Raw genomic sequence first — 12,788 nt, forward strand, 5'->3', positions numbered from 1 at the left:
ACTTCTTTCCGGTCGTAGATACCCAGGCGACAGGAATACGACCGCTGCGGACTTCGCCGCGCCACCGGCAGACGCGCCTGCGCCAACTGCGCCCACCTCACCCAGGCCCTGGACGCACTGCGCCAACGAGCGGGAGACCTCACCCTGCCTGCGGCGGAGCCTTGTCACAGTGGCGACGGCACGCCGTGGACTCTCCGCGGCGGAGGTCAGCTCGACGTTCCGACCCCCGGAGCTCACGAGTGCCCACCTGCCTGCGCCTGTGGGCAGACGAGGAGATCACCAGCTCAGTCCATTCGGCGAATCGCTGTTTCCAGTGCACCGCGCCTCCTCGGACTGGTCCCGGATCAACCTGTCGCTAGGCAAGGTGGCCGGCGTCGAACGCGTCGAGGAAGCCGTGCGGCGTCTGCACCTTCGGTATTCGACCAGCGTGATCCAGGTCCTCGACGCGGGCACCCCATTCGGTTCGTTCACACCGCCCAGGGCATTGTTGCGAAAGTGCTGGCCACAGCCATTCGTTGACGGGTGATCGCCGGCCTCCGTGGACCACCTGCCCTCGCGCGCAACGGCGTTGGTAGATTCCGGGATCATGGGTAGAAACGCCTGGGTGACCAGGTTCTTGGGTGGGGGAGCGCTGCTGTTCGCGGTGCTGGCCCTGTGGACGCTGTTGTTCCACGCCGGTATGTCGGTGTACCGGCCGGACGTGGCCGTACTCGGGGCAGTGGCCCTGGCGCTGGCCGCCGGATGGGTGTGGTCGGGTTCCCGGCCGATCCCGGTCACGCCACCGAGGCAGGTCGAGCCGGTGCCGGCGCCGCCCGCGAAGCTGCCCTGGAAACGGCCGTTCCGGGACTTCCTGCCCTTGCTGCTGGCCGTGGTGGTGGTACTGCCGGCCCTGGCCGTGGCCACCGAGTTGGCGACCCGCCCGGACGGCAACGACCTGAAGCGGATCGCGGCGATACAGAAGGCCGGCGCCGAGGTGACCCGGGGCACCATCGCCGGGGTCCACCGGGTGAATAGGCAGGAGACCAAGATCGCGGTGGCCACCGGCGACGCGACGGTCGAGGTGCCCCTGCACGCCCCCGGGGGCGGCAGTACGGGCACCAGGCGCCTCGAGGTGGTGAACGGGCATTTCGAAGTCCGGTTCGCGGTGGGCCGTACGCTCACGCCGGGCGAGGCACTGCGCGGCCTCCCCGGCGAGCCCGCTCTGGTGCTGCACGCCCCGTCGGCGCCCGAACTGGGCGGCGTCGTGGACGCTTCCAGCCACATCGAGCGGTACCTGGAGTCGGACTCCCCGCTCGCGTTCTCCCTCCCGCCCATGACCACCCTGATCGGCCTCGGCGTCGGAGCGGTCCTGACGTTCTTCGGGTCGCTGATGTTCGTCCGGATCCGTCCGTCCGACCCCGCCCTCCGGACCCTGCGTGAGGACGCGGCCGCCGGGTCGGCGCTGCCCGCCGTACGGGCACGGCTCATGGCGGCCCGGCGGAACGAACACACGACGTTCGGAACGGTGGACGGCACGGTCCGGGTGAGATCGGACCACAAGCTGCGCTTCGCGCTGGAGGACGGATCCGAGCTGCTGATCGGCAACGAGACCCTCGAACCGGCCGGGCTCGCCCTCCTCGCGGCGCGCATGGGGGAACGGCCGGGCTGGCTGTGCGGTGCCCGGAACTGGCGCCTGATCCGCAACGACGAGCAGCCGGTCGCCTTCGTCACCGACGAGGGGGAGGTGGCGTGGCTGAAGATGGACCGCGAGGAATTCCAGCGGGTCCTGGAGCCCGCCACGCCGGTACAGCCCGACCCGGAGCGCCCGGCACGGCTTTCTCCGTGGCCCACCACTGTGGTGCCCGGGGCCCACTGGCCCTGGCTCGGCGGCATGGCGCTGTCCTACGGACTGGTCGTGCTCGTGCTGATGGTGCCGATGTCCTGGCTTGCCGCGTCGCTGACGACCGCACTCGCCGCGGCCGTTGCCGTGGCGGCCTGGGTGGTACTCGTGCGGCGCCGGGCGGCCCTGTCCGACCGGACGGGCCGCTGGGAGGTCCGCGCGACCCGCGACCCGGAACTGGGCCCGGCCTGACGGCTCCGAGCGGTCCCGGGGGAAGCGGGGACAGGCCCTGGTTCCAGTCGACGCTGCACCGAGAGCCTGGAGATCGCTGACGTCTATCTGCCTCCGATCACCCGGCTGATGTCCAAGCGCGCGGTGAACTCGTCGAACGCGGTAGGTACTTCCGTCTCGCACTGGGACAAGACGGCTTGGTCCAGGTGGCGCCACCGCATCCCGTCGGCATCTGGCGGGACGGCCGCGACCAGCTGGTCCAGCGGTTCCAGCGGTTCCAGATGGCGGGCCACCGCCCATGGGGCGCCTCGGCAAACTGTCGGGGTGGGCGGTGTACTGCCGGCTCTCCGGACTGGTGGCGGCGCCGCACGGATCACGGCAGCGCCGTCGAGACGGAAACGCCAAGTGCACTGCCATCACACGGCGGAGGATTCATGACCCGTACGGCGCCGTCACCCCCAGCCCTCCCCGCACCCAGGGACCTCTGCCCCGTAGAGGGATCTCAGAGGGTGGCTGTGCGGTGACCGGACTCCGCGTGCTCCAGATACCCGAGACCTGCGGTTGGAACGACTACGTCGCACTCCAGGAGAGCCACCTCGCGGCCCAGGGGGCCGTGGTGCTGCGCCCGGGGCTGTGCCGCGACGAACCAGGGTTCGCCCCCGGAGACCTCTCCCACCTGTTCGGTGCGGTGCCGGACATCGTGCACCTGCACTGGCCGGAAATGCTCGCCAGGTTGCTCGGCGACGCCGAGGCGGTCGCCCTCCTGCGGAAGTTTGCCGCCAGGGGTGCGTGTCTGGTGCGGACGGTGCACGACCTCGCCCCTCACGAAGAGGGGGCACACGGCAACGCGGGGTTCATCGATGAGGTGGACTCGCTCACGCACGGCGTCCACTTCTTCACCAAAGAGCACGAGTTGGCCGCACGCCGTATTCGCAGCCGCCTGCCCGGCCCGGCGCTGCACCTGCCCCACCCCAGATACCCCCTACGGGGTGGAAGCCCGGAAGGTAGCGGACCCGCTCGTGAACTGCCGGGATCTCGGTCAGGGCTGGAGCAGGTGGACTGGGTGGCGCTGCCCTACCAACGGGTGTGGTCCAGCGGCGTGCTGGTGGCCGCGGCGCAGCAAGGCCGCCGCATCCTGTCACCGCCGCCGGTGGGATGGGACGCCTACGGGCCGGCGCTCGACGATTGGCAGATCGTTGAGCCGTGGGACGACGATGTGGCCGTGCTGCGCTGGCAGGAGGCCCTGACCGTCCCGCCGGAAGGGCAACGGAGGGTGAGCGGGCCGGGATCGCTGGCCCTGCCGCAGTGGGACGCGGCGGCGGACGCCCTGGGCGAGTTCTACCACCGAATCCTGGCGGCCTAGGTGCTCCACCGCATCGTCGTAGGAGCGGCGGGCTTCATCGGCCGCCCGCTCGCCGCACACCTCGCCGCCCAGCAGGGACGCCTTCTCCTCATCGACTCCGAACCCGCCGGGCCTCCCACCGGCACGGTGCAGGGATGGCATGCCGTCGACTGCCCCACGGAACCCTTCACCCAACTGGTCGACGGCACGCCGCCGGATGGGGCGGATCGGCGCGATGCCTTGGCTACCTCCAGCGATCGCGGTTCGGTGGGAGAGCTCGGCCTGGCGTAGGGCGGAGTGGGCCGCCGCCGGTGTTGCCTCCTCGATCGGGCAACGGGAAACACCGGGAAACCCCTGGCGGCAGCCGGGGCGGGGACGACACGGTGGGCGCGCCGCATCCGCAGCCACGAAGGAAGAACCGTGAGCATCAACAAGCGCACCGCCGCAGCCCCCACCGGCCTGCGGACCCGCGTCCGCAGGTCCGAGACGGCGGCGACCGCCGCGGCCCCGGTCGCCGGCGGACTGACCCTGTTCGGGCCCGCACCGGCGGCCCACGCGGCGGCCTCGGACTGAACGAGGGTATCGAGATCAGCTACGGCGAGAACAGGACCAGCGCCGCGCAACGCACGAAGAACGACCCCGACCGGAGGTTCCGGACCTGCGGTTCGACGCGGTCCGGTATCCATCGCACCACCTGGTGGTAGCCGTCGACGGCTTCCCGCACCGACTGCCGCCCGTATCCGACCGTCCGACACATTGACCTCGGAGGAAACCCATGAACCTCTCCCGTACCGCGCTCGCCCTCACCTCGGCCGCCTGTCTGGCCGCGCTCGGCACACCGGCCCACGCGGCCCCCGGCTCCGGCTCCGGCTCCGCCGCCGCGCCGGCGACGCACTGCGTCGTGGTGGTCGACCCGTTGAAGCCCGGCCAGGACGTCTCCGACGTCGTCTCGCGTACCTGTTTCACCGGCCGGGACGCCTCGGCCCGCGCGGACGCCTCCGTGGCGTCGACGGCGGCGTCCGTGCAGCTCATGACCTGGGCGACGGACCACAGTTATGGCGGGGAGTACACCCACGTGTGGGGCAGCGCCTACTGCGACAGCTCCGGCTACAGCTTCCGCCCGAACAGCTGGTGGTCGAGCCGCCTCTCCTCCTACCTGGTGGACGGCGGCTGCACCAAGTCGTACGCGTCCGGCCCGCGCGGAAACGGCTCCTTCACCGGCGATGTCCCGTACGTCGGCAACACGCTCAACGACGCCGTGACCTACATCAAGATCTGGCGCGGCTGACACACGGGTGGGCGGGCCTTCCCGGGCCCGCCCCACCCGTAAGACGCTGATGACCCGCTGAGGCGGGACGAGACGCGGCGCCACGCGCCGCGAGGGGGAAGGCATGAGAGCAAGACGACTGTGCAGCGGCCTGGTCACCGCACTGGTGACGGCTCTGCTGTTCACCCTGGCCCCGGCTGTCGCCAAGGCGGCCGGGACCGGGGTACAGAACTGGTGCGGCGTGCAGGGCGCCGCCACGGCGGCCGCGACCCGCGCCATCGACGCGGCCTGCGCGGCGTGGCGCGACGGCACCGTGTACACGTGGGGCGGCGGCCACGGCCCCGCTCCCGGCCCCACCGTCGGGCGCGTGGATTACTCGAGCGTCGAGACCATCCGGCAGACCGTCAACGACCCCCGCACCAGGGGCTTCGACTGCTCCGGCTTCGTACGGTGGGCCTGGTACCAGGCGCTCGGCGGGGACGTGCTGGGCAGTGGCAACACCAAGATGATGTACGGGGCCGCGGGGCGGACGTACCAGCGCGTCACCGCCGCGGGCGGCGGCACACCCGCGGTGTCGGACCTGCGACCCGGAGACCTGGTCTTCACGGGCGCGGGAGGAACCGCCGAAGACATCACCCACGTGGTGCTGTACCTCGGTGGCGGCTACACCGTGGAGGTATGGGAGTCCGGGAAGAGGGCCCGCGTCATCGACATCCAGTACCGGGTCGACGCCAAAGTGCTGGTCGGCGCCATCCGCATCCCCGAGGGCGTCTCCCCTCCCCAGCCGGGAGACGGAGGCATGCAGCTCACCTGGGGGACGGGTGTGGCGGTCAAGGCGCACCCCCATCTGTCGGCCGGCCTGGTCACCAGGCTTCCCGGGCCGGAGTCCGTCCGGGTCAGGTGCCAGCAGCACGGCGAGCGGGTGACGGCCGAGGGCCACACCAACGACGTCTGGAGCTACCTTCCTGACCGTGGGGGCTGGATCAGCAACATCTACCTCAGGGGACCGGCCTGGCTGCCCGACGTCCCGATCTGCACCGGCTCCGACAGCGACCCCGACATCGGACCAGGTGGCGGCGGGGACATCACCCAGGGCGCGTTCTACGGCACGTGGGGCAGCAACGTCGCCGTCATGCCCGGACCGTCCACCACCTCGGGCACAGCCCTGACCCGGTTGTCCGGCCCCACGACCGTGAAGGTCACCTGCCAGATCCGTGCCCAGAGCGTGACCTCCGACGGCTACACCAACGACGCCTGGTCCTATCTGCCACAGTACGGCGGCTGGATGACCAACATCTACGTGAAGGGCGCCGCGTGGCTGGTCGGCGTTCCGGCCTGCGACGGCAAGGGAACCTCCACGCCGCCCGGTGCCAGCCCCCACAGCACGTGGGGCTCTGGAGTCGCGGTCCTCAGCCACCCGTCCACCGGCTCGGCGGTGATGGCGCGGCTGCCCGGGCCGACCAACGTGGCCGTCTCCTGCCAGAAGCGCGCGAGCACCGTCACCGAGTCGGGGTACACCAACAACGCCTGGTCCTACCTCCCCGAGTACCAGGGCTGGATCTCCAACATCTACATGAAGGGCGACGCCTGGCTGGCGGGCGTGCCCGACTGCGGCGCCACCTCTGGCGGTTCGACGCCGCCGCGCTGCACCGACGGGAGCACCCCCACATCGACCGGCGCCCGGTCCCCCCGGACCACCACCGTCTGGAGCCGTACCGTCGAGTTGCGCTACAGCGACACCACCGAATGCGCCTGGGGCAGGATCAGCAACGGCTCGGTCGGTGACGAGGTGTGGGTCGACCGCAGCGTGGACGGCGGAAGGAGCTGGGACCGGCTCGGCTACACGAGGATCACCTCCGGGCGGGAGGTGTTCACCCCTCAGTTCGACGACCACGCGGTGCTGATGCGGGCCTGCGGAAAGGCCGGCGACCGTGTGGAGATCTCCTGCACGGGCTGGTTCTGACCGCTCCGGCATCCGTCCATCCGACACCCGTTCCTCCTCAAACCGACCCTGCGCAGAGCGCCCTCTGAGACCCTCCGGTCCCAGAGGGCGCTCTGCGTCCCCTCATCCCCTCCCACCCCGCAGTCGCGTGACGCACGCCACATAGCCCGCGCCCCGGGAACCGCCGTTGTCAGTCCTGCGCCTGAGACTGGGACGGAGACGTTGACGACGTCCGCCGACGCCAGGTGATGCGCGGGCCTCCCGCGCGCGGGAGGCAGGGGTGACATGGACAGGACACAGGACGCGGCACCGGACCCGGGCGCCGCCGCACCGCACGCGCCGAACCGGCCCTTCGGCGCGGCCGTTCGCGAACTGCGCCTACGACGCGGCCTGTCCCTGGCGGAACTCGCCCGGCGCACCCACTACAGCAAGGGCTACCTCAGCAAGATCGAGACCGGCGGGAAGCCCGTCAACGCGGACCTCGCCCGCCTGTGCGACGAGGCCCTGTGCGCCGAGGGCTCACTGCTCGCGCTGCTGCCGCCACCGACCGGCAGGAGCACCGCCGCCACGACGGCCCGGCACCTCCACGACGCGGCCTCCGCCCGCGCGGCCTCGTACCCGTACCGCGGTCTCGCCTCGTTCGGCACCGAGGACGCCCACCTCTTCTTCGGCCGCGAGCGGGCGACCGCCGCACTGGTAGAACGCCTCGCGCGGCGGGTCGGGACCGGCCCGCTCGCCGTCGTCGCGCCCTCCGGCGCCGGCAAGTCCTCCCTGCTGCGCGCCGGGCTCGTTCCCGCGCTCGCCCGCGGCGACCTCGCCCTGCCCGGGTCCGGCCACTGGCCGGTCGCGCTCTCCACCCCCACCGCCCACCCGGTGACGGCCCTGCTGCGTTCCCTGCGCTCCGTCCTCCCGGCGGCCGCCACCGAGCGGCTGCGCGAAGTTCCCCCCACCGGCGAGGACCTCGTCGACGCACTGCGCGGCTGGGCCGCGAACCCGGCAGAGGCACCCTCGGAACAGGCGCCCGGCAGCCCCGGCGCCCAATTCCTGATCGTCGTCGACCAGTTCGAGGAGGCCTTCTCCCTCTGCGACGACGAGGCCGAGCGCCGGACCTACATCGACACCCTCGTCGCTCTCACCACCCCCACGCCCGACGGCGGTGCCGCCCTCGCCGCCGTCGTACTCGGAGTACGCGCGGACTTCACCGGACGGTGCCTCGACCACCCGCCCCTGGTCCCCGTGTTCACCCACGGCCTGTTCGCGCTGGGCGCCATGAGCGCCCCCGAACTGCGGGAATGCATCGTACGGCCCGCCGAGGACTGCGGCTTCGACCTGGAAGCGGGCCTGGTGGAGCTGCTGCTGCGCGATCTGGACGCCGCCCGGGCCACCGGCCCCGCCGCCGACGGCCACACCGTCCACGCGCCGGGCACCCTCCCCCTACTCGCCCACGCGCTCATGACCACCTGGCGGCAGGGCGCCGGCAGGACCATGACGGTCGCCGGATATGTCGCCGCCGGCGGCATCCGAGGCTCGGTCGCCGCCACAGCGGAGGCCGTGTTCACCGGACTCGACGCTGTTCACCAGGAAGCCGCCGGTGCGATGCTGCTGCGGCTGGTCCGGGTAGGGGAGGATACCGAGAACACCCGCCGCCTCGTCGGCACCGACGCTCTCCTCGACCGCCTTCCCGATCCGGCGGCCGGCAGGGCCGCCCTCGACGCGTTCGTGGCCGCCCGCCTGGTGACCGTCGACTCCGACACCGTCGAGATCGCCCACGAGGCACTGCTCCGGGCCTGGCCGCGGCTGCGCGGCTGGATCCACGCCGACCGCGCGGGCCTCGTACTGCGTCAACAACTGATCACAGCCGCCGCCGAGTGGGAACGCGAGCGCCGCGACCCGGCGGCCCTCTACCGCGGCACCAGGCTGGCCGCGGCGCTCGAATGGGCCGAGGCCTCCGGCCGCCGCACCGAACTCGGCGCCGTGGAGGAGGAGTTCCTCACAGCGTCTACCGAACAGGAGGAGCGGGCTCGGCACATGGTCCGCAAACGAGCCCGTCAGCAGCGCAATCTACTGGGGGTCCTCGCGGTACTCCTCGCGGTGGCGGTACTGGCCGGCGGCCTCGCGTTCCATCAGCGGCTGGCGGCCGACGACCAGCGGCGGACGGCACTGTCCCAGGCGATGGCCGCCCGCTCGGCGGAGCTGGCCGCCGGGCAGCCGGAGGCGTCGATGCTACTCGCCGCCGACGCCTACGCCACCGCCCCGACCACCGAGGCCCGAGGCGCCCTGCTCAGCACGCGGGCACAGGCGTTCGCCGGTCGACTGACGGGCCACTCGGGGCCGGTGAACTCGGTGGCGTTCGCCCCGGACGGCCAACTGCTGGCCTCCGCTGGTTCCGACGGCCAGGTCCGGCTCTGGCAGGCGGCCGGAGCACGCCGCACCTCGACCGTCCTGCGGGGTCACCGCGGCCCCGTCCGATCCGTGGCGTTCAGCCCGGACAGCCGCTCCCTGGCCTCGGCGAGCTCCGACGGGACCGTCCGAGTGTGGACGGTGAACGACCAAGGCGCTGCGGGTGTCCTGACCGGGCACCTCGGTCCCGTCCGGGCCGTCGCCTACTCCCCGGACGGAAAGGTCCTGGCCTCCGCCGGTGCCGACGGCACCGTCCGCCTCTGGGACACGGCGCGACACCTCCCCACCGCGGTACTCACCGGACACGACGACGAGGTGCTCACCGTCTCCTTCGCTCCCGACGGCCGCACCCTGGCCACCGGCGGCGCCGACCGGGCCGTCCGGGTCTGGGATGTGGCCACCCGCACGCGGGTCGCCGACCTGCCCGAACACGGCGGCGACGTGCTGGCGGCGGCGTTCAGCCCCGACGGCCGCGCACTCGCCACCGCCGGCGCGGACCGTACGGTCCGGCTGTGGAGCACCGAGAGATGGCAGCAGACGAGCACGCTCACCGGCCACGACGACGACGTCAACGGCCTGGCGTACGGGCGGGACGGCCACACCATCGTGTCGGCCAGCGGCGACGGCACCGTCCGGCGCTGGGACGTCGCCGCGCGCCGCGTCATCGACACCCTGGCCGGCCACACCGACTACGTCCTGGCCGTCGGCGTGGCTCCGCACGGCGAGCAGCTGGCAACGGCCGGATTCGACCGCACGGTCGCCCTGTGGAACCTCGACGCCTCCACTCTGGTCGCCCACCCCTTCACCGAGGCGTGGAAAGCCGCGTTCAGCCCGGACGGGAAGTGGCTGGCGTCAGCGGGCGCGGACCGCACGGTGCGGGTATGGGACGTCGCCCGACGCCGGGCCGTCGCCGTACTCACCGGCCACGAGGGCACCGTCTTCGGCGTGGCCTTCGATCCGGACGGGAAGTGGCTGGCCTCGGCGGGCGCGGACCGCACGGTGCGGGTATGGGACGTCGCCCGACGCCGGGCCGTCGCCGTACTCACCGGCCACGAAGGTACGGTCTTCGACGTCGCGTTCAGCGGCGACGGGAAGTGGCTGGCCTCCGCAAGCGCGGACCGGACCGTCCGGCTCTGGCACACCGACCGTCTCGCCCGCGATGAAACGGCCGTGGTGTTACGGGGCCACACGGACTTCGTCAACTGCGTGGCCTTCGGCGCGGACAGCCGGACGGTGCTCACCGGAAGCGACGACCTCTCGCTGCGGCTGTGGGACGTGGACGGCCACCGCCCGGCGGCGACGCTCACCGGACACACCGGTTCGGTACGCGGCTGCGCCGTCGCCCCCGACGGCCACACGGGAGCCAGCGCGGCCAACGACGGAACGGTGCGGCTGTGGGACCTTCCCGGCCGACGCGCCTCCGCGACGCTGGGCGGACACAGTGGCTCCGTACGCGGCGTGGCCTTCGCGCCGGACGGCCGCACGCTCGCCAGCAGCGGCAACGACCGCACGGTCCGGTTGTGGAACACGGTCGGACACAGCCTGGTCGCCACGCTCGCCGGCCACACCCAGGCTGTCTGGGGCGTGACCTTCAGCCCGGACAGCCGCATGGTGGTGAGCAGTGGCAACGACGGAACGGTGCGGCTGTGGGACCCCGACGAGGGACGCCGCCGCCGAGCGATCTGCGACCTCACCGGCCCGGTGACTCCCACCCGATGGCGCCATCTTCTCCCCGCTCACCGCTACGGCCCTGTCTGTGAAGGACCCTGACCGAGGCGGTTCACGGTAATCGCCCCAGAACGCAGAAGAGCCCCGCACCACAAGGTGTGGGGCTTTCCCGCAATGATCGTTCGGCGTAGTCCTACTCTCCCATAGGGTCCCCGTCCCGCGAGCAGAGGATCTGATGCTCATTCAGGCGGCGTAGGAAGGGATACGGCCGCCCGCGGAGCGCTCTGCGCCGACCGGCCGTATCCCGCCTCAGGCATCACGCGTCGATGATCACCGGGATGATCAGCGGTTTGCGCCGGTAGGTGCGAAATGCCCAGGAGGCCGCTGCGCGGGCGATGAGCTGTTCGAGCTGGACCGCGTCCCCGACGCCTTCCGCTGCGGCGGTGGCCAGGGTCTTTTCGATCACGGGGATGAGGGGTGCGAAGGTGGTGTCGTCGTGTTCGAATCCGCGGGCCAGGAAATCGGGGGCCTCGGCCAGCGTCCCCGTGTTGGCGTCGACGATGGCCACGACGGTGACCACGCCCTCCTGGGCGAGGGTGACGCGGTCCTTGAGGGACGCCTCGGTGGCGCCGCCGACCGTCATGCCGTCGACGTACACGTTGCCGGCCGGGACCTTGCCGGTGATGGAGGCGCGTCCGTCGACGAGGTCGACGACGACGCCGTCCTCGGCGATGACGACCCGGTCGGGGTCGACGCCGGTACGGATGGCCAGGTCGCCGTTGGCGCGCAGGTGGCGCCATTCGCCGTGTACGGGCATCACGTTGCGGGGTTTGACGATGTTGTAGCAGTAGACGAGTTCACCGGCGCTGGCGTGTCCGGAGACGTGCACCTTCGCGTTGCCCTTGTGGACGACGTTGGCGCCCCACCGGGTCAGGCCGTTGATGATCCGGTAGATGGCGCTCTCGTTGCCGGGGATCAGGGAGCTGGCGAGCAGGACGGTGTCGCCCTTGCCGATACGGATCTGGTGGTCGCGGTTGGCCATCCGCGCCAGGGCCGCCATGGGCTCGCCCTGGGAGCCGGTGCAGATCAGGGTGATCTTGTTGTCCGGGAGCTGCTCCAGTTCCTTCAAGCTCACCACCAGGCCGGAGGGGACCTTCAGGTAGCCGAGTTCGCGGGCGATGCCCATGTTGCGGACCATGGACCGGCCGACGAAGGCGACCTTGCGTCCGTGTTGGTGGGCGGCGTCCAGTACCTGCTGGATGCGGTGGACGTGGCTGGCGAAGCTGGAGACGATGACCCGTCGGGGGGCGGTACGCAGGACCTGCTCGATAGCCGGGTTCAGCTCGCGCTCGGAGGTGGTGAAGCCGGGGACCTCGGCGTTGGTGGAGTCTGTGAGGAAGAGGTCGACGCCCTCCTCGCCGAGGCGGGCGAAGGCGCGCAGGTCGGTGATGCGGTCGTCCAGGGGGAACTGGTCCATCTTGAAGTCGCCGGTGTGGAGCACCATCCCGGCGCCGGTGCGGATGGCGACGGCGAGGCCGTCCGGGATGGAGTGGTTGACCGCCACGAACTCGCAGTCGAACGGGCCGAACTTCCGCCGGTCGCCCTCGCGCACCCGCACCGTGCGGGGCCTGATGCCGTGCTCTTTGAGCTTCGCCTCAAGGAACGCCAGTGTCAGCTTCGAGCCGACGACGGGAATGTCGGCCCGCTCGCGCAGCAGGTACGGCACGCCTCCGATGTGGTCTTCGTGCCCGTGGGTCAGTACCACGGCCACGATGTCGTCCAGCCGGTCCCGGATGGAGGTGAAGTCCGGAAGGATGACATCGACCCCCGGCTGGTGTTCCTCGGGGAACAGCACGCCGCAGTCGACGATGAGCAGCTTGCCGGCGTGCTCGAAGACGGTCATGTTGCGGCCGATTTCACCCAGGCCGCCCAGAGCGGTGACTCTCAGCCCTCCGGCGGGCAGCGGTGGGGCGGCTTTCAGTTCGGGATGGGGATGACTCATACCCTGACGTTACTCGGAAGGGAATCGCCGGCCATCTCTCCACCCCCTCCGCCAACGGCGTGGTGAACAGGAGCGAGCTCCTCATCGCGGCCGCCGGCGCCCGCCCGGAGGCCCGTG

8 protein-coding genes are annotated in these 12,788 nt (G+C 71.6%); 7 read left to right on the plus strand and 1 reads right to left on the minus strand.

The features are described from left to right. The first annotated feature begins 604 nt into the window (after positions 1 to 604). From ACWDYJ_RS06115 to ACWDYJ_RS06145, 7 genes are all read left to right on the plus strand, one after another. A complete protein-coding gene (locus ACWDYJ_RS06115) occupies positions 605 to 2,071 on the plus strand; it encodes a hypothetical protein (RefSeq protein WP_451564270.1) in 1,467 nt (488 codons plus the stop codon). Between the two features lie 499 nt (positions 2,072 to 2,570). After that, positions 2,571 to 3,413 (plus strand): hypothetical protein, encoded by an 843-nt coding sequence (locus ACWDYJ_RS06120; RefSeq protein WP_451564271.1) that lies wholly within the window; start codon positions 2,571 to 2,573, stop codon positions 3,411 to 3,413. Next, the gene (locus ACWDYJ_RS06125; RefSeq protein WP_451564272.1) at positions 3,414 to 3,683 is read left to right on the plus strand and encodes a hypothetical protein; all 270 of its coding nucleotides are present in this window, start codon (positions 3,414 to 3,416) and stop codon (positions 3,681 to 3,683) included. Positions 3,684 to 3,812: 129 nt separating this feature from the next. Then, entirely contained in the window at positions 3,813 to 3,965 is a 153-nt protein-coding gene (locus tag ACWDYJ_RS06130) for a hypothetical protein (protein WP_451564273.1), read from the plus strand. 202 nt (positions 3,966 to 4,167) lie between these two features. Next, the gene (locus ACWDYJ_RS06135) at positions 4,168 to 4,680 is read left to right on the plus strand and encodes a hypothetical protein (protein WP_451564274.1); all 513 of its coding nucleotides are present in this window, start codon (positions 4,168 to 4,170) and stop codon (positions 4,678 to 4,680) included. 103 nt (positions 4,681 to 4,783) lie between these two features. Continuing rightward, the gene (locus ACWDYJ_RS06140) at positions 4,784 to 6,622 is read left to right on the plus strand and encodes an NlpC/P60 family protein (protein WP_451564275.1); all 1,839 of its coding nucleotides are present in this window, start codon (positions 4,784 to 4,786) and stop codon (positions 6,620 to 6,622) included. A 264-nt stretch (positions 6,623 to 6,886) separates the two neighbouring features. Beyond that, positions 6,887 to 10,771, plus strand: coding sequence for an nSTAND1 domain-containing NTPase (locus tag ACWDYJ_RS06145; protein WP_451564276.1), 3,885 nt, complete (start codon positions 6,887 to 6,889; stop codon positions 10,769 to 10,771). Positions 10,772 to 10,985: 214 nt separating this feature from the next. Here the strand turns inward: ACWDYJ_RS06145 and ACWDYJ_RS06150 are convergent, their stop codons facing one another. Continuing rightward, the gene (locus ACWDYJ_RS06150) at positions 10,986 to 12,671 is read right to left on the minus strand and encodes a ribonuclease J (RefSeq protein ID WP_451564277.1); all 1,686 of its coding nucleotides are present in this window, start codon (positions 12,669 to 12,671) and stop codon (positions 10,986 to 10,988) included. Positions 12,672 to 12,788 lie beyond the last annotated feature (117 nt).

This window comes from Streptomyces sp. NPDC003042 (assembly GCF_053591315.1).